At 67.5% G+C, this 18173-nt stretch carries 11 protein-coding genes; 2 read left to right on the forward strand and 9 right to left on the reverse strand.

Features of this window, described 5'->3' with window-relative positions:
- Positions 1–36: 36 nt before the first annotated feature.
- The 7 genes from A9K58_RS07200 to prfB all read right to left on the reverse strand — a co-directional run bounded on the left by A9K58_RS07200 (position 37) and on the right by prfB (position 11096).
- Positions 37–2211 (reverse strand): response regulator, encoded by a 2175-nt coding sequence (locus A9K58_RS07200; protein ID WP_065198699.1) that lies wholly within the window; start codon positions 2209–2211, stop codon positions 37–39.
- Positions 2208–3353 (reverse strand): cyclic di-GMP phosphodiesterase response regulator RpfG, encoded by a 1146-nt coding sequence (gene rpfG / locus A9K58_RS07205; RefSeq protein WP_065198700.1) that lies wholly within the window; start codon positions 3351–3353, stop codon positions 2208–2210. The genes A9K58_RS07200 and rpfG overlap by 4 nt, the downstream gene beginning before the upstream one ends.
- 199 nt (positions 3354–3552) lie before the next feature.
- Positions 3553–5064: a lysine--tRNA ligase gene (gene lysS / locus A9K58_RS07210; protein ID WP_065198701.1), complete on the reverse strand. Its 1512-nt coding sequence runs from the start codon at positions 5062–5064 to the stop codon at positions 3553–3555.
- A 162-nt stretch (positions 5065–5226) separates the two neighbouring features.
- Positions 5227–6882 carry an acetolactate synthase large subunit gene (locus tag A9K58_RS07215; RefSeq protein WP_065198702.1) on the reverse strand — a complete coding sequence of 552 codons (1656 nt, stop codon included), beginning with the start codon at positions 6880–6882 and terminating at the stop codon, positions 5227–5229.
- A 63-nt stretch (positions 6883–6945) separates the two neighbouring features.
- Positions 6946–8331: an NAD-dependent succinate-semialdehyde dehydrogenase gene (locus tag A9K58_RS07220; protein WP_065198703.1), complete on the reverse strand. Its 1386-nt coding sequence runs from the start codon at positions 8329–8331 to the stop codon at positions 6946–6948.
- 704 nt (positions 8332–9035) lie between these two features.
- The gene (locus tag A9K58_RS07225) at positions 9036–9818 is read right to left on the reverse strand and encodes a helix-turn-helix transcriptional regulator (RefSeq protein WP_065198704.1); all 783 of its coding nucleotides are present in this window, start codon (positions 9816–9818) and stop codon (positions 9036–9038) included.
- 152 nt (positions 9819–9970) lie between these two features.
- Positions 9971–11096, reverse strand: a protein-coding gene (gene prfB / locus A9K58_RS07230) for a peptide chain release factor 2 (RefSeq protein ID WP_155760449.1) whose coding sequence is annotated in 2 segments (ribosomal slippage) — positions 9971–11020 and positions 11022–11096 — 1125 coding nt in all. Because the reading frame shifts where the segments join, the coding sequence is not laid out codon by codon here.
- Between the two features lie 178 nt (positions 11097–11274).
- On the opposite strand from prfB, the gene A9K58_RS07235 reads away from it, so the two are divergent.
- Entirely contained in the window at positions 11275–12015 is a 741-nt protein-coding gene (locus A9K58_RS07235; protein WP_065198705.1) for a M48 family metallopeptidase, read from the forward strand.
- Positions 12016–12096: 81 nt separating this feature from the next.
- Here the strand turns inward: A9K58_RS07235 and A9K58_RS07240 are convergent, their stop codons facing one another.
- Positions 12097–15003 carry a VIT domain-containing protein gene (locus A9K58_RS07240; RefSeq protein ID WP_065198706.1) on the reverse strand — a complete coding sequence of 969 codons (2907 nt, stop codon included), beginning with the start codon at positions 15001–15003 and terminating at the stop codon, positions 12097–12099.
- 191 nt (positions 15004–15194) lie between these two features.
- Positions 15195–16952, reverse strand: coding sequence for a single-stranded-DNA-specific exonuclease RecJ (gene recJ / locus A9K58_RS07245; protein ID WP_065198755.1), 1758 nt, complete (start codon positions 16950–16952; stop codon positions 15195–15197).
- Positions 16953–17108: 156 nt separating this feature from the next.
- Between recJ and A9K58_RS07250 the strand changes: the two genes are divergently transcribed.
- The gene (locus tag A9K58_RS07250; RefSeq protein WP_065198707.1) at positions 17109–18149 is read left to right on the forward strand and encodes a DUF1176 domain-containing protein; all 1041 of its coding nucleotides are present in this window, start codon (positions 17109–17111) and stop codon (positions 18147–18149) included.
- Positions 18150–18173: the final 24 nt, after the last annotated feature.

Raw genomic sequence — 18173 nt, forward strand, 5'->3', positions numbered from 1 at the left:
GGCTTTTTTTCGCCTGCCGCCCTGCCTGCCCCGGAGCTAGCGCTCGCGATCATCGGCAGCGCCGCGCAGCCGACGCTCGGCCCGCGCATCGAGCGCGCGGCGGCCTTCCTTGATCGCGTCCTGCAGGATCGCTACGCGCTGCCGCCATTCGGCCTTGAGCTGCCAATCGGCCATCCGCATCAGTTCGCCCGCGCGGTTGGCGGCCCGCATCAGGCCGAGATTGCTGGCCACCCCCTTGATCGCGTGGGCCTGCTCGCGGAACACCTCCCACCGGGCACCCTCGCCGGCCTGCTCGGCCTTGCCCATGCAGCTGGCAGCGTCTTCCAGGCATTGGCGGATGAACTCGCGCTCGAAGCCATCCCCCATGCCCAGCGACGCCAGTTCGTCCAGCACGCTGCTGTCGAGCACGCCATCCTGCTGCAGGACCGACGGCCTCACCACCGGCGGCGCAGCGCTTCTCAACTGCGCATTGCTGGCGATTTCGGCCAGGGTATCGAGCAGCCGCACCGCCACCACCGGCTTGGCCAGGAACGCATGCGCGCCGGCCTGCGTACAGCGCTGGATCGCCTCGGGAGTGACATCGGCGCTGAGCACCAGCACCGGCGTGCGTGGACCGCCACCGGCCTGCATCACCCTCAGCTCCTTCAGCATGTCCAGCCCACTCATGCCCGGCATGTGCAGGTCGACGATGACCGCATCGAACTCGCTGCCCGCCAGGGCATCCAGCACGGCTTCGCCACCGTCGACGCACAGCACCCGATGGCCTGCCTTCTGCAACAGGCGCTGCAGCACCATCCGGTTCGCTTCGTGGTCGTCCGCCACCAGGATCTGCATGCTGCGCACCCGCGCGCGATGGCGCAGGAAGGGATCCGCGAATGCGATCACGTTGCCGCCCGCGCCCGCCTCCTCGGACGGTGCCACGGACGGCACCGCGCCGGGGACCCTCGGCTGCGGCGGCGCAAACGGAAGTTCCACCCAGAAGTGGCTGCCCCGGGGCGGATTATCCAGGTAGCCGATCTCGCCCTCCATCGCCTCGACCAGGCCTTTGGCGATGGTCGTGCCCAGGCCGGTGCCCTCATGGCGCCGGGCCATGCTTACATCAGCCTGTTCGAAGGCATCGAACAAGCGCGCCCGCATCGCCGGGGGCACACCGATGCCCGTGTCGAAGATGTCAAAGCGCAGGCGCACCGCCCCGCTGGTATCGGCGTGTACCACGCCCACCCGCATCTCGACCCGGCCGTGGTCGGTGAACTTGACGGCGTTGCCCGCCAGGTTCAACAGGATCTGCCGCAGGTGCCCGACATCGCCACGCAACCGCGCCGGGACCCCGTCGGCGACCTTCACGCGATAATCAAGGCGCTTGGCCTTGGCCTGTGGCAGCAGGATCAGGCCAATGGCCTGGATCACGTCAGCCAGGGCGAAATCCTCGGCGACCACTCGGAGCTTCCCGGCCTCGATGGCCGAGATGTCCAGGACCTCCTCGACCAGCGCCAACAGGCTGCGGGAGGACGCCTGGATCGTGTTCAGGCACTCGCGCTGCTCATCGTCCAGGCGCGTGGTTGCGAGCACCTCGGTCATGCCGTTGAGGCCGTTCAGCGGAGTCCGGAACTCATGGCTCATGTTGGCCAGGAAGCGGCTCTTGGCCTCGCTCGCGCGGCGTGCTTCGGCCATCGCCTCGGTCAACTGCCGCAACAGCGTCGAGAAATACAGGGGCACCGCCGCCAGCCCAAGCCAGAGCCCGATCGCCAAGCGGAAATTCTGTTGCCAGTACGCCGTGAGCAGCACGGTACAGCCGAAGCTGGCCATGGCCATCGCCACCGCCACGTACAGGTAATGGTTGCCGAAGCGCATGCCGTTGCCGACCGTGACCCACATCACCACGATGTAGACCCAGGCCAGGGGTTCGCCCATCTGCACCATGCCGGCGGCAATCAGGCCGTAATCGGCCAGCATGCCCAGTACCCGGCGCGGATCGGAACGTTCCGGCCGCCACAGCAGCCAACCGAACAGCAGCAGCGACAGGCTCAGGCCGGTCAGCACGATGGCCAGCACGCCCACGTACTGCCCGTGCGGCAGATCGTGGCGCGGCGCCGGCAACAGCACGTACCCAAGGATCAGGCTGATCAGGACGATGCGGACGATCTGCTGGCCGTGCTCGCTGTCCTGGCGCTGGGACAGGCGCAGCCGCAGTTGCGCCAGCAGGCGTTTCACGCGCCCAGCCCCGGGCGCGCCGAGGCGACCGAATGCTCGGCGCAGATCAGTTCAAGCTGCTCACGCCCCTTCATCAGCGCGTCCACGCAGCGCGGATCGAACAGTCGGCCACGCTGGGCATAGAGATAGGCCAACGTGGCTTCCAGGGTCCAGGCTTCCTTGTAGGGACGCGGCGAGATGAGCGCATCGAAGACATCGGCCACAGCGACAATGCGCGCTTCCAGCGGGATCGCTTCGCCGACCAGGCCATCCGGATAGCCGCTGCCATCGAAGCGCTCGTGATGGCGCAGCGCGATCAGCGCACCCACCTGGATGAAACGGTTCTGGCTGCCACTGAGCAGCTCGTGGCCGATACGCGGGTGCCGGCGCATGATCGCCAGCTCCTCGTCGTTGAGCTTGCCCTGCTTGAGCAGCACCGCGTCTGGAATGGCGATCTTGCCCATGTCGTGCAGCGGTGCCGCCATTTCGATCAGCCGCACGTCCTCTTCAGGCAGCCCCAGCTGATCGGCGATCAGGCCTGCAACGCGCGCCATGCGCTCGAGGTAGGCGCTGGTGCCGGCGTCACGGAACTCGATCGCCCGGGCCAATCGCGACAGAGTCTCGCGTTCGCGCTCTTCGACCTCGTGCATGCTGGCCAGCAGCCGTTGTTCCAGCGACAGCGCTCGCTGCTTCACGTTCTCGCTCTGCTGGCGCAACTGCAGCAGGTTGAAGCAGCGCGCACGCAGCTCGCGCGGCCGGATCGGCTTGACCAGGAAATCGATGACACCCGCTTCCAGCGCCGCTTGCCGGATCGGTTCGTCGCCAACCACCGTGACCAGGATCACCGGAATGTCACGGTGCTTGGGCAGGCGGCGGAAACGGCGGGCAAACTCCAGCCCATCCATCTCCGGCATGCGGTAGTCAAGCAGCAGCAGATCGACCGGATGCGCCTCGCACCAGGCCAATGCGGCCAGCGGATCACCAAAGTCATGCACGCTCAGTTCTGGCGCGATGTCCTCGATGACATGGCGCAACATCGTCCGCGCGGACGTCTGGTCATCAATAATGACGATGTTCAACGCGTACTCTGCCTGGTTTCTCGACCATGCTGGATCATCAGCAGGCGAGGATACCCTGCCGCTGCGAACGCTCGCACCCTGCATCGGCGTGACTCCCGTGTCGTGCATCCCGGTTCATGATCGTCGTCACAGCGTGAAGCGGATTCTCCGCGCTGCGTACTCCCCTGCCGCCGATCAAGCCATAGCCGACGTCAAGGACGTGCATTAACGATACGCCGCGTGCGGGAGGCGTCAATCGCGCCGTCTCATTTCGCGACGGCGCGCACAAACGGGCTCGAAAGCCTCAGTGCTCCGGACGCATGTACGGGAACAGCAGGACGTCCCGGATCGAGCTGCTGCCGGTCAGCAGCATCACCAGGCGATCGACACCGATGCCGAGGCCGCCGGTCGGCGCCATTCCATACTCCAGCGCACGGATGTAGTCGGCGTCGTAGTGCATCGCCTCGTCGTCGCCCCCTTCCTTTGCCGCCACCTGGGCCTGGAAACGCTGGGCCTGGTCTTCCGGGTCGTTCAGCTCGGAGAAGCCGTTGGCCAGCTCCTTGCCATTGACGAACAGCTCGAAGCGGTCGGTATAGCCCGGATCGTTGTCGTTGGCACGGGCCAGCGGCGAGACCTCCACCGGATGGTCGGTAATGAAGGTCGGCTGGATCAAGGTGTGCTCGACGGTCGCCTCGAAGATCTCCAGCAGCAGCTTGCCCCAGCCGTACGACGGCTTGACCTTGATCTTCAGGCGCTCGCAATGGCGCAGCAGCGCCTCGCGGTCGGTGCAGTCGGCCGCCGAGATTTCCGGGTTGTGGTGGCGTACCGCTTCGTCCATGCGCCAGCGGCGGAACGCCGGACCCAGGTCGATCTTCGCCCCCTCCCACTCCACCTCGGTGCTGCCGTTGACGGCCTTGGCCACGTCACGGATCACGCCTTCGGTCAGGTCCATGATTTCATTGTACGTGGCATAGGCCTCGTACAGCTCCATCATGGTGAATTCCGGGTTGTGGCGGGTGCTGACGCCTTCGTTGCGGAAGTTGCGGTTGATTTCGTACACCCGCTCCAGGCCGCCCACGGTCAGGCGCTTGAGGTACAGCTCCGGCGCCACGCGCAGGTACAGGTCCAGGTCCAGCGCGTTGTGGTGGGTGGTGAACGGCTTGGCTGCCGCGCCGCCGGGGATGTAATGCATCATCGGCGTTTCGACTTCCAGGAAGTCGCGGCTGTCCAGCCATGCGCGCATGGCACGGATGATCTTCGAGCGCTTGATGAAGACCGCACGTGACTCGGGTGTCACGATCAGGTCGACATAACGCTGGCGGTAGCGCTGCTCGACGTCGGCCAGGCCATGCCACTTGTCCGGCAGCGGGCGCAGCGACTTGGTCAGCAGGCGGATCGATTCGGCCTTGACCGACAGCTCGCCGGTCCGGGTACGGGTCAGCCCACCCTCGACGGCGATGATGTCACCCACGTCCCAGCCCTTGAAGGCGGCATACGCTTCGCCCAGCGCTGCACCCTGCAGGAACAGCTGGATGCGGCCGGACTCGTCCTGGATCTGCGCGAAGCTGGCCTTGCCCATGATCCGCTTGGCCATCAGGCGGCCGGCCATCCTTACCTGGCGGCCGCTGCCTTCCAGCGCCTCGGCGGTCCACTGCTCCGCATCGGCGAACTCTTCCTGCAGGCGCCCCGCAAAGTCCTCCCGGCGGAAATCGTTCGGGTACGCGATGCCCTGCCCACGCAGCGCTTTGAGTTTCTCACGGCGCTCGGCGATCAACTTGTTTTCGTCGACGGGGGGGGTATCGGTGGCTTCGCTCATGGATCTGCGGAAATCATGTAGTGGTGGGGGATGTCACGCCCGGCGCAGCCGGCCCCACAGCATACCAAAACCGCCCTGCCCCGGCCCCGCCGCCGCCTGCCCCGGTAGTCGCCAACCTGGGTTGGCGGTCCCTGTATCGACCAAGGTCGGCACCTACCGGAGCTATCGGATCGATGCCTGGCCGTTCCCCGGGAACGCCTGCCGCAACTCGTCCACCAGCACCCGCTGGTTCTCCGAATAGTCGACCGGCACCGACACCAGGTGCACCCCGCCCTCATCGAACGCCGCTTCCAGGGTCGGGATGAACTGCTCGATCGCCGTCACCTCGTGGCCCTTGCAGCCATAGGCCTCCGCGTACTTCACGAAATCGGGATTGCTGAAGGTCATGCCGTAGTCGGTGAAGCCATCGACCGCCTGCTTCCAGCGGATCATCCCGTAGGCGCCGTCGTTGAGGACCAGCACCACCAGGTTCAGGCCCAACCGGCGCGCCGTCTCCAGCTCCTGGCTGTTCATCATGAAGCCGCCGTCGCCGCACACCGCCAGCACCCGTCGCTGCGGGTACAGGATCGAGACCATGATCGCCGACGGCAGGCCCGCGCCCATGGTCGCCAGCGCGTTGTCCAGCAGCAGCGTATTGGCCACCTGCGTGCGGTAGTTGCGGGCAAACCAGATCTTGTACATGCCGTTGTCCAGCGCCACGATGCCGTCCGGCGGCATCACCTTGCGAACGTCGTGCACCAGCCGCTGCGGGGTGAAGCCGGCCTCTTCGGCGCGATCGGCCAGATGCTCGAGGATGGTCGCGCGCAGCGGCAGCAGCGCAGCCGCGTTCGGCACCGCGCCTTCGATGCGGTCGGCCAGCTGGGTCAATGAACGGCCGATATCGCCGATCACTTCCACCTGCGGGAAGTACACCTGCTCCACCGCCGCCTGCGAGTAGCCGATATGGATCACCGTCGGCCCGCCCGGACGCATCACGAACGGCGGCTTCTCGGTGACCTCGTGGCCAATGGTCACGATCACGTCGGCCTGGTCGATCGCCATGTGCACGTAGTCGCGCTCGGTCAGCGCTGCGGTGCCCATGTACAGGCCCGAACCGCCGGCCACCGCGCCCTTGCCCATCTGCGTAGTGAAGAACGGGATGCCAGCGCGCAACACGAACGCCGACAGCGCTTCACTGGACTGCGGCCGCGACGCCGCCGAGGCGATCATCAACAGCGGGCGCCTGGCATTGCGGATGATCTCCGCCGCGCGGTCCAGCGCCTCGGGGCCGGCAATCGGCCGCTCCACCGCATGCGGCGGAATCAGGGCTGCGCCCTCGACCTCATCGGCAGCGATATCCTCCGGCAGTTCCAGCAGCACCGGGCCCGGGCGCTCTTCCTGGGCAACACGGAAGGCCTCGCGGACGATGGTCGGGATGGTGCGCGCGGAGACGATCTGCCGTGCCAGCTTGGTCAGCGGCTTCATCGTGCTGACGATGTCGACGATCTGGAAGCGCGCCTGCTTGCTGGCGACGATGCCCTTCTGGCCGGTGATCATGATCACCGGCCATGCGCCGAGCAGCGCATAGGCGGCGCCGGTGGTGAAGTTGAGCGCACCCGGGCCGAGCGTGGCCAGGCACACGCCCGGCTTGCCGGTCAGGCGGCCATAGGTGGCCGCCATGAATACCGCTGCCTGTTCGTGGCGGGTGATGACCAGCTCGATGCTGGAATGCCGGAGCGACTCGACGACGTCGAGATTTTCTTCGCCGGGGATGCCGAAAATGCGCTCGACGCCTTCGTTCTCAAGCGCGGCGACGAGCAGGTCTGAACCCTTGGACATGGGAGTGCCGTCCTTTTCGCTGGACTGGTGATGGATCGTTGCAGGAAGGATGAAAGCCGCGCGTCAATGCTTGTCGAACCACACCGTCTGCGCGTTGACGAATTCACGGATACCGAAATGAGACAGCTCGCGGCCAAAGCCGCTCTTCTTCACGCCGCCGATCGGTACGCGCGGGTCGGAGGCGGAGAAGCCGTTGACGAACACCCCGCCGGTCTGCAGCCGTCGCGCCAGCTGCATGGCACGGGCGCGGTCGCCGGTCCACAGGTTGCCGCTGAGGCCGAATTCGCTCTGGTTGGCCAGTTCCACCGCATGGTCGGCATCGCGGGCACGGCTGATCGAGGCCACCGGTCCGAAGGTCTCGGTGTCGAAGGCCTGCATGCCCGGCGCCACGCCGGCCAGTACGGTGGGCGCATAGAACGCGCCCGGCCGGTCCAGCTGGTGACCGCCGACCAGCAGCTGCGCGCCAGCGTCCACCGAGGCACGCACCTGCGCGTCAAGCTGTTCCAGCAGGTCCTGGCGAGCCATCGGGCCGATACGGTTGCCCGGGTCACGACCATCACCGACCGTCAACGCCTGCACCTTCTGGCAGAACTTCGCGACGAAGCGGTCGTATACCGGGTCTTCGACGATGATGCGCTTGCCGGCGATGCACACCTGCCCGGTGTTCTGGAAGCGCGAGGCCACCGCCGCCTCGACCGCAGCATCGAGGTCGGCGTCGGCCAGCACGATGAACGGATCCGAGCCGCCCAGCTCCAGCACCACTTTCTTCAGCGCCTGCCCGGCCTGGGCGGCGATGCTGCGGCCGGCCGCCACGCTGCCGGTCAAGGTCACCGCGGCAATGCGGTCATCGGCGATGGCGCGGCTGGTGCCCTCGCGGCTGATGTTGGCCGCGATGAAGGTACCTTCCGGCAGCCCGGCATCGCGCCAGGCGGCGTCGAGCAACTGCGCGGTGCCGACGATGTTCTCGGCCGGCTTCAGCAGGAAGCCGTTGCCACCCATCAGGATCGGCACGGCCGCGCGCATCACCTGCCAGTACGGGAAATTCCACGGCATGATGCCCAGCACCACGCCCAGCGGCAGGTAGGACACGTAAGCCTTGTCGTCGGGCACCTGGGTCGGTTCGTCGCGCAGGAACTGCGCACCGTGGTCGGCGTACCAGTCGCACAGCACGGCACACTTCTCGATCTCGGCCAGTGCCTCGGCCTGGACCTTGCCCATTTCGGCGGTGGCCAGCGCGGCCAGTTTCTCACGGTCGCGGCGCAGTACCGCGGCCATTGCACGCAGGACCTCCGCGCGCTGTTCGAGGCTGCTGGCGCTCCAGGCGGCAAAGCCGGCCTGGCCGCGCTCGAGGATCGCGTCCAGCTCGGCGTCGGTGGCGAAGGGATGGCTGGCGATCTGCTGGCCGGTGGCCGGATCGCGGGAAATGGCGGTGGTGGGGGCAGCGGACATGCAGGGCTCCGGGTGTCTCGACAACGGGCGGTGGCCCGTCTCCTGCACAGGAATGTGGACCCGTTCGGCCGAGGCAACAAGGCGTCTGCTTATCCTGTGACCTGCACTTACCTGCCTGAATGGGGGTGGGTGCCGGCAGGGCCGTGCCCTGCACCCGCAGAGGCAACGGCAACAGCCGAAGCAACAGCAACAGCGGGCTATCCGTGGGATGGCGGGGTGGGTCCAGTTGCGGGAGACGCCGTAAACCCTTCCATGGGGGCTTGGCCGCGGCATCCATGCCGCGGACACTCCCGCAACCGCGCCCACCCCGCCTTCGACAGAGTTCTGCGATCTGTCGGGACGGCGCTCTGCGTTGCTGTTGGTGGGTGTCGACCTTGGTCGACACAGTAGATCCACGCCATGCGTGGATGACTCATTCGATATCTGAAAGAAAGATCGTGTCGACCAAGGTCGACACCTACCAACAGCCGCACGGAACAAAGCCGCAGTTGCCAACAGCCGCGCGAAATCTGTCTGAGGTGGGGTGGTGTGGGTTGGCAGGACCGTTGGCGCCATGGATGGCGCCATCGAGCCCCCATGGACGGGTTTACGGCGTGTCCTGTCAACCCACACCACCCCGCCATCCCTCGGATAGTCCGCTGTTGCTGTTGCCGTTGCTGTCGCTTCGGCCTCTGCGGGTGCAGGGCGCAGCCCTGCCGACCAACCTACCTACGCGGCAGGTAAGTCACCAGGGAAAGATCGTGCCGGCTCTCCGGCACCAGCGCCACGTACTGCAGGTCCAGCAACCCGCGCGTGGGATGGTTCAGCTTCTTCGCGCCTTCATCGAACCGACGCACGTCGTGCTCCGGCCACCACTGGCGGAACTCCTCGCTGTGCGCCGCGATGTCCTCGACCAGCGCCAGGAACGGGGTCTTGTCCGGTGCCTGCGCCATTGCCGCGCGGAAGCCTGCCAGCAGGCCGCGGGTCATTTCTTCCCAGTTGAGGATCAGCGTGCGGTACGGCGGGTACAGGAACATCAGCCGCAGCGTGTTGCGCTCATGCGGCGCCAGTTGGCTGTAGTCCACGAACAGATCGGCGATGGCCGGGTTCCAGGCCAGGATGTCGAAGCGGGTGTTGCGCACGTAGGCCGGGATCGGCTGCATCGCGTCCACCAGCTGGCGCAGGCCGTCGGTCACGCTCTCATCCGGTGATTCCAGCGGCACGCCGTAGCCGGACAACGCGAACGCGTACGCGCGCTCGTCGTCGCTCATCCGCAGCACCCGCGCCAGGCGCTCCAGCACCTCGGGCGAGGCACGCACTTCACGCCCCTGCTCGATCCAGGTGTACCAACTGACACTGACGCCGATCGCCAGCGCCACTTCCTCACGCTTCAGGCCCGGGGTACGCCGGCGCCCGGCCGGCAGGCCGAGCGTGGCGGGGTCTACACGGGCGCGGCAGGCCTTGAGGAAGCCGCCCAGTTCCTTGCGTTCACTTTCGCTGCGCATCATCGGCGCACCCTACCCTTTGTAGCGTCGAGCCATGCTCGACGCATCTGCTAGCCTGCGAAAAGCAGCCGGGCATGGCCCGGCTCTACAGAAGGCCGGTTCGGCCACCCTTGGCGTTGCGCACGAAGCCGATGATATCCGCGCAGGCGCGTCGATCAGGCATCGGCACGCTTGGAGCCGGCCTCCAGGCCAGCCTTCAGGCTGGCTTCGACGAACTCGTCGAGGTCGCCGTCGAGCACCTTCTGCGTATCCGATCGCTCGATGCCGGTACGCAGGTCCTTGATGCGGCTCTGGTCCAACACATAGTTGCGGATCTGGCTGCCCCAGCCAATGTCGGACTTGGTGGCTTCCACCGCGTCCTTCTCGGCGTTGCGCTTCTGGATCTCCAGCTCGTACAGCTTGGCCGCCAGCATCTTCATCGCGCGGTCGCGGTTGGCATGCTGGCTGCGCTCGGTCTGGCAGGCCACCACCACGCCACTGGGGACGTGGGTGATGCGCACGGCCGATTCGGTCTTGTTGACGTGCTGGCCACCAGCACCGGAGGAGCGGTAGACGTCGGTCTTCAGGTCCGCAGGGTTGATGGTGATGTCGATGTTGTCGTCGATTTCCGGCGATACGAACACCGAGGTGAAGCTGGTGTGGCGGCGGTTGTCCGAGTCGAACGGCGACTTGCGCACCAGGCGGTGCACGCCGATTTCGGTCTTCAGCCAGCCATAGGCAAAATCGCCTTCCACGCGGAAGGTCGCGGATTTGATGCCCGCCACTTCGCCACCGGACACTTCCATCAGCTCGGCCTTCCAGCCGCGGCTTTCGGCCCAGCGCAGGTACATGCGCAGCAGGATTTCGGCCCAGTCCTGGGCTTCGGTGCCACCGGCACCAGCCTGGATATCGACGAAGGCGTTGGCGCTGTCCATCTCGCCGGAGAACATGCGCTGGAACTCCAGCTTCTCCACGTGCGACTGGTACTTGTCCAGGTCGGCGACCACGGCCAGCGCCGTCTCCTCGTCCTGCTCGGACTCGGCCAGCTCCAGCAGTTCGGCGGCATCACCCAGGCCTTCCAGCACCGAGGCGATGCCGCCCACGGTCTTGTCCAGGCTGGCGCGCTCGCGGCCCAGGTTCTGCGCGTACTCGGGATTGTTCCAGACGTCGGGGCTTTCCAGCTCCCGCGTTACTTCTTCAAGACGCTCTTTCTTGGCGTCGTAGTCAAAGATACCCCCGAAGCGACAGCACGCGATCGGTCAGATCGGTGATGCGCTGGCGGACAGGATTCAGTTCGATCATGTCGGCGGTCGTGCAATCAAATGATGACTGCCAATGATACCGCAGGCCTCCCGTCCCCGGCGAGGCAGGCAGGGGCACGGGCCCTGCGCGAGACGGCACCGGGCGATCCCGGTAGACTTGCCGGCCGCCGCGGGAACAGGGGCCACGCGGTCCATCCCAACCCAGGAGCACCACTTCAATGACGATCACGCGTTCCACCCTGTGCCTGGCTGCCTGCCTGCTGGCTGCCAATGCCTCGGCCATCGACCTCAAGGGCCTGACCGACACCGGCATGAAGGCCGGCAAGGCGCTGACCCTGTCCGACGCGGAAGTTTCGGCCGCCGCCGACCAGGCCTGCGCCTACATGGACGAGAACAACCAGGTGGCGGCCGGCAACGATCCGTATGCGCAACGCCTGGCCAGGATCACCCAGGGCCTGGCCAACGAAGACGGCCTGAACCTGAACTTCAAGGTCTACCGCACCACCGATGTCAATGCCTGGGCGATGGCCAATGGCTGCGTCCGCGTCTACACCGGCCTGATGGACATGGCCAGCGACGACGAAGTGCGCGGTGTGATCGGCCACGAAATCGGCCACGTAAAGCTGGGCCACAGCAAGAGCAGGATGCGCACGTCCCTGCTCGCCTCCGCCGGCCGCGAGGGCCTGGCCGCGTCGGGCAACGGCAGCCTGACCCAGCTCAGCCAGGGCCAGCTCGGCGAGCTGGCCGAGGGCTTCGTCAACGCCCAGTTCTCGCAGAAGGAAGAGAGCGCGGCCGACGAGTACGGCTATCAGTTCATGAAGCGCCACAGCCATGACCCGGCCGCCCTGGCCAGCATGTTCCGCAAGCTGTCCAGCGAAGGCGGGCTGATGTCCTCGCACCCGGGCTCGGAGGCCCGCGCCGCGCGCATCGACGCGATGATCAAGAAGGACAGGAAGTAAGCCACCAGTGGGCGGGCCGCCAGGCCCGCCTGCCCATCCGCCGTCGGCCGCGCCGCGCATTGCAGCCCTGCGCGCCGTGCGCTAGCGCACCTCGAACTCGCCCACCAGCACGGTTTCGGCGCGGTCCTTCAGCCGCATCGTGACCATCTGGTCCTTCTGCTTGGGCGTGCCCCAATGGGTGGTCAGGCGCAGCATGAGCGTGGTGGCACCGGTCACCAGCTGCTGGCGGCTGCCGAAGTAATTCGCCTCCACCCTGTACCTGCCGGGCTTGGCGTTGCGCAGCGAGAACTGCTCGGGACCATAGCCGCCGGTGAAGTCCTGTGACATCTGCCCACCCTGCCAGGTCAGGCGGTTGCCGTAGTACGCGCGCTCGCCGTTCGGGTCGGTCACCCACAGGTCCATGTCGCTGTTGTCGGCATCCCACGACAGCACCACGCGCAGGTCCAGTGGCATCGCCTGCAGCAGGCGCGGGTCGATGCCGCGGGTATCCAGCCGGGGCGTGCTGCGTGCCACCAGGTTGGTCAGTTCATCCAGTGCGATCAGCGCGATGCCATCGAAACGGCTGTCCCACGGTCGCACCACCACCTGGTACAGCGGCGCCAGCGCCTGCTGCGGCTTGCCGGCCGCTGCCAGCGCGAGGCCCAGGTCGCGGAAGCTCTGCGGTTCCTCCTGGCCCATCGCCAGCACCTGCTCGAACACCGGCACCGCCAGTCCGGGCGCGTCGGCCTGCATCAGCCGATAGCCCAGCACACGCAACAGGTGGCGGTTGTCCAGATCCATCTCCGCCAGGTTCGACAGCACCCGCAGCGCCAGTTCGCGCTGGCCCTGCTCCAGCAGCAGGTCGGCCACGTCGAGGAAGAACGCGCTGCTGTCGGCGTGGGCATCGCGCTCGGCCAGGTAGCGGTCGTAGAGCTGCGATGGCGGGCCCTGGCGCAGGCGCCGGGCGATGGCCGAGTCCGGCTGCCATGCTGCCAGCTGGATGCCGAGCTGGCCGTCGTTGGCGGCCGCAGCGGTATCGGCCGCGCCAGCGGTGACCACAATCGAATCCAGCGCACTGTTCGATGCGGATGCCGCGCGACGCGCGCTGCCGGCCTGCACGCGCTGCTCTGCCGGCGCGGCCATCGGTGCAGGTGCAGGCGGTGCCGCAGGGGCCGGCGCGGCGGGCATCGCCATCGGCGCCGACTCCACCGCGCGGCCGGCGGACGCCACTTCCAGTGCCCCTCCTTTCAACTGCGGCGGCGCGCCTTTCGGCCAGTTGCGGCTCCACCACTGCTGGCGTTCCTTCCAGCGTGCAGCAACCTCATCCAGCCGCTGGCGGTCGGCGGCGGCGCGATCCGCCACCTGTCGCGCGAACCGGGCATCGTACTCGGCGCGCAGGCCGCCCGCCGGACGGATCGCATAGCGCAGGTAATCCTCCAGCGTTTCCAGCACGATCAGCGAGGTGTCCGGCCCGACCAGGCCAAACTGCTGCGACAGGCGCTGCATGGCCTCGCGGTTGCCACGGCGGTCGGCGCCCAGCTGCCGCAGCCGCGCCTGGGCCCACAGGCCGGCCAGCAGTTCACCATCATCGCTGTGCCGCGTCGCCGGCAGCGCTTCCCACTCGCCGCCATTCACGCGCACTCGTATCGGCGCACCGTCCGCGGCAAGGCGCGCGTGCAGCCACAGCCAGCCGTCGGTTTCACTGCGACGGTCGATCACCACGTCCTGCACGCCCCGGCCCGCATCGAGCTGCACATCCGGCGGTGACGACAGCAGTTCGCGCGCGGCCGCGTCGACATCTTCACCAAGAGCAACGAAGCGACCGCCATGGGCCTCGCTCCAGCCACGCAGGCGCACCGAATCGGTGCGCGCACCGGCGCTGCTGACGGCGAACAGGCGCTGCTCCGGTGCCAGCCCCGGCAGCACTTCCGGCCCGTAGGTCAGCAGGCCATCGCTGACCAGCAGGTATTCCTTCACCGTCGGCTGCGCCTGCCACTGGGCCAGCGCGCTGGCGCCGTCCGGACGTACCGCCTGCAGCGCGGCACGCAGCTCGTTCCAGCGGCCGGCGCGGACGCGGAAGCGACGCACCGGCTCGGCCTGGTCGCGCAGCACGGTCAAGGCCACCGTGCCATCGCCCATCGCGGCGAAGTAGCGGTCCAGCAGCGCGAACTCGCGGCTGCGATCGCGATGCCCCGACGAGCCCGAGCCGTCCCACAGCAGGCCGATCTCGCTGGGCGGCGTGCGCGGCCTGCCGCGGACCGCCACCGGGAGCTGCGCCAGCAGATAGTGGCCATCCTGCCAGGGCGCCACCTGCACCTGTGCCTGGCGCGCAGCGGGGAGGGTCCACTGCAGCTGTGCAGGCAACTGGGCGCCCCGCCCCTGCCACTGCAACTGGCCCGCGTGGATGCGGAACGGAGCCGTCCCCGCGGCGGCCGCGCCGGGCGCGTGCAGCTTCAGTTCAACCGATTCCGCACCGGCGGCAAACTGCAACGGCAGCGTCCATTGCCAGGCCTGCCCCGCAAACGCCAACGGCTCGCGCAGTACCAACTGCACCCGGCGGCTGCCGCCGGCCGGCAGCGGATAGATGCGCAGCCGGAACTGATTGCCGGCCGTCTGTTCCAGCAGGCCCGGGTCGACGCCGCGCCGGGCGATCTCCTCGAACACCTGGCGGCCGCGGTCCTTGGGCACCGGCACGGCGTCGCGCAGTTCGCCACCGATGTCCAGCGCGAAGCCAGTGATCTGCTGGCCCTCGGCCAGTGGGAACTGCAGCTCGCCCTCCAGCACCCGCCGGTTGGGGTTGCGGAATTCCAGGGTGATGCGGGTCTGGGCGATACCGGCCTGGACCTCGCCTTCGATGCGGGCTTGTTGCAGTTGAACCGGCTGTTCTGCCGCCGCCGCAGTCAGCAGGGGGCGCGGCGGCACCAGACGCACGCTGCGAGGGGTCTGAGCGCTGGCGGACGAGGCCAGAAGCGCGAACAGGAACAGCGTGCAGTATCGGACCAAGGCCATGACAGGCTCCAATGGGAACGTGGACTCTTGAACGCATGGCGTGGCAGAACGGGGTTGCGCCCGCACTGGTCCTGCCATGCATCCCTGTCCCCCGCCCGCACCATGGGAACCCTCGAAAAAAGGGGACGGAGGGGATTAAGTCGCAAATGGCAAACAAGGCAAAGGCGACTTAATCCCCTCCGTCCCCTTTTTCAGGCTGGCAGGCAGTGCTCGACGATCAGCTGGATGGCACCGCCGCCACGATAGTCATCGCAGGCCAGCCGATAGGCCAGATGCACGTGACGGCCGGGCGCGTTGCCATGCCAGCCGCCGAAATGGATCGCATTGATCGTGCCGGGCACGCCCGGCAGGCGCAGCTCCAGCTTCAGGTGGCGCTCCTTGAGCACGCGCCAGTTGGCCACTTCGAAGTGGCCGTCGAACAGCGGCTCCGGGAAGCCCTGGCCCCACGGCCCGGCAAGGCGCAGTGCATCGGCGTGGCGGTGGTCAAGCTCGTCGGCGGCCAGTTCGCCGTCACTGAGGACCTGCTGCTGCAGCGCCGCCGGGTCGAGCATTTCCAGCACCACGGCGACGAAGGCGGCCTTGAAGTCATCAATATGATCAAGCCGCAGGCTGAGGCCAGCTGCCATGGCGTGGCCGCCGAAGCGTTCGATCAGGCCCGGATGGCGCGCATCGACCAGCGCCAGCGCGTCACGGATGTGCAGCCCGGGAATCGAGCGCGCCGAGCCACGCAGGGTGTCGGCGCCGGGTTCGGCCGGGGCGAAGGCGATCACCGGGCGATGCAGGCGATCCTTCATCTTCGACGCAACCAGGCCGACCACGCCCGGATGCCAGTCGGCATCGAACAGGCAGGCCGCCACCGGCCGCTGCCCGGCCAGGTCCAGCACCACGCGGGTCAGCGCCTGTTCCGCGTCATCGGTCATCGACTGCTGCACGGCGCGGCGTTCCGAATTGATCTGTTCCAGCGTCTGTGCGATTTCGCGCGCCTGGCGCGGGTCTTCGGTCAGCAGCAGCGCAATGCCCAGCGCCATGTCTTCCAGCCGGCCCGCGGCGTTCAGGCGTGGGCCCAGTGCAAAGCCGATGTCGGTGGCAGTCAACCGCGCGGCGTCGCGGCCGCTGGCTTCGATCAGTGCACGCAGGCCGACACAGCCCTGCCCCGCGCGCAGGCGGCGCAGGCCCGCGCTGACCAGTGCCCGGTTGTTCGGATCCAGCGCCACCAGGTCGGCGACGGTGCCCACCGCCACCAAGTCCAGCAGCGAGGTCAGGTCCGGCCCCTTGCCATCGGCAAAGACGCCGGCCTCGCGCATCTGTCGGCGCAGCGCCATCAGCACGTAGAAGATCACGCCGACGCCAGCCAGCGACTTGCTGGGGAAGGCATCGCCGTCCAGATTGGGATCGACGATGACATCGGCTGGCGGCAGCTGAGGACCGGGAAGGTGATGGTCGGTGACCAGCACCTGCCAGCCACGTGCCTTGGCCGCGGTCACGCCCGCGTGGCAGGCGATGCCGTGGTCGACGGTGACCAGCAGGTCCGGCTGCAGCGCGGCCAGTTCCTCCACCAGCGACGGCGACAGGCCATAGCCGTGCACCATGCGGTTCGGCACCGCGTGGAAGACATGCTGCGCGCCGAGCATGCGCAGGCCACGCACGCCGACCGCACAGGCGGTGGCGCCATCGCAGTCGAAATCACCGACCACAAGGATGCGCTTGTCGTTGGCGATGGCTTCGATCAGAAGACCCACCGCATCATCGATGCCGGTCAGCAGTTCGGGCGCATGCAGGTTGCCCAGTTTCGGCAGCGCCAGTTCCGGCGTGTCCGCTCCCCGACTGGCATAGAGACGCGCCAGCAGCGGCAGCGTGCCCTCCGGCCAGTTGCCGGGCACGACCGCATCGCGGCGGCGGATCATCGGCGTATCAGAGGCGGGCTGCACAGCATCGGCGGCAAGGGACATCGGCATCGCCGGGAGACGGAAGACGCCTTCATGATAGCGCGGGGTCGGAGACGGGGTCAGATCCCCCTTCAGGCAGAGGGATCTGACCTCGCCCAGGCATTTGGATTCCGCCGCCACATCTTCCATGCTTGCCTGCCCTGAAACGGACGTCCATCGATGCACCGCACCCTGCTGACCACGCTGCTGGCGCTCGCCGTGGCCCCGGCCGCCTACGCCGCCACGCCGGAGCCCAAGGCAGGGGTCGAATTCGAATACAACGACTGGTCCCTCGCCTGTGACAACACCGGCACCTGCCGCGCGGCCGGATACAGCCCGCAGGATGCGGGCAACCTGCTCAGCCTGATGCTGGAACGCGCCGGTGGCCCCGGCACGCCGGTCATCGCACGGCTGCGCAGTGGCGAGGATGGTGAAAGCCCGACGCCTGTCGGCACGCTGCGACTACGCTTGAACGGCAACGACCTGGGCCCGGTACGGGACACCGGCGAGAATGAGGAGGTGGTGCTCACACGGGCGCAGACCGATGCGCTGGTTTCCGCCCTGCCCCGCGCGGCGCGTGTTGAAATCATCGATGGCAGGAACACGTCGTGGCCGATATCCGACATCGGCGCGGCGGCCGTACTGCTCAAGATGGACGAGGCACAGGGCCGGCTGGGTACGCCGGGTGCGCTGGTGCGGCGTGGCGACAGGGCCGAAGCGAGCGTCCCTGCGGCATTGCCGGTGCCAGTGATCATGCGCGGCACGCTGGTGGCACCGCGTGCCGCGGACGCGGCGCTGGCGAAGGCACCGGGCCTGCGCAAGGCACTGATCGCCAGCCTGCCGAAGGCGGATGAGTGCGGGCGCCTGAGCGATGGCGAGGAAGATGAGATCGAGATCCAGCGACTGGACACCCAGCATGTGCTGGCGAGCACCCGTTGCTTTATGGGTGCCTACAACTTCAGCAGCGGCTATTGGGTGGTGCAGGACAAGGCACCATACGAGGCGCGCTTCGTCACTTCCGATGCGGAGGACTTCGATCGCGATGACGCCACGTTGAGTGGCCGCTTTCGTGGGCGCGGCGTCGGCGACTGTTTCTCCGGCCACGACTGGGTCTGGGATGGAGCGCGTTTCGTCAAGAGCAGGCAGTTCACTACCGGACAGTGCCGGGGCGTTGCGGGCGGGCATTGGACGCTGCCGACGGTGGTCAGCGAGGTGAGATGACACCAGCCGAGCATGGGCTCGGCT

Origin of the sequence: Stenotrophomonas maltophilia, from assembly GCF_001676385.1 — a bacterium.
In the GTDB taxonomy this organism is placed as follows: Bacteria; Pseudomonadota; Gammaproteobacteria; order Xanthomonadales; family Xanthomonadaceae; genus Stenotrophomonas; species Stenotrophomonas maltophilia_J.

Excerpts from the sequence above, each read along its gene's own strand:
- rpfG (WP_065198700.1), bottom strand. The coding sequence starts at position 3,353 with ATGCAGGGTGCGAGCGTTCGCAGCGGCAGGGTATCCTCGCCTGCTGAT.
- A9K58_RS07250 (WP_065198707.1), top strand. The coding sequence starts at position 17,109 with ATGCACCGCACCCTGCTGACCACGCTGCTGGCGCTCGCCGTGGCCCCG.
- lysS (WP_065198701.1), bottom strand. The coding sequence starts at position 5,064 with ATGAGCGAAGCCACCGATACCCCCCCCGTCGACGAAAACAAGTTGATC.
- A9K58_RS07235 (WP_065198705.1), top strand. The coding sequence starts at position 11,275 with ATGACGATCACGCGTTCCACCCTGTGCCTGGCTGCCTGCCTGCTGGCT.
- A9K58_RS07240 (WP_065198706.1), bottom strand. The coding sequence starts at position 15,003 with ATGGCCTTGGTCCGATACTGCACGCTGTTCCTGTTCGCGCTTCTGGCC.
- recJ (WP_065198755.1), bottom strand. The coding sequence starts at position 16,952 with ATGTCCCTTGCCGCCGATGCTGTGCAGCCCGCCTCTGATACGCCGATG.
- A9K58_RS07225 (WP_065198704.1), bottom strand. The coding sequence starts at position 9,818 with ATGATGCGCAGCGAAAGTGAACGCAAGGAACTGGGCGGCTTCCTCAAG.
- A9K58_RS07215 (WP_065198702.1), bottom strand. The coding sequence starts at position 6,882 with ATGTCCAAGGGTTCAGACCTGCTCGTCGCCGCGCTTGAGAACGAAGGC.
- A9K58_RS07220 (WP_065198703.1), bottom strand. The coding sequence starts at position 8,331 with ATGTCCGCTGCCCCCACCACCGCCATTTCCCGCGATCCGGCCACCGGC.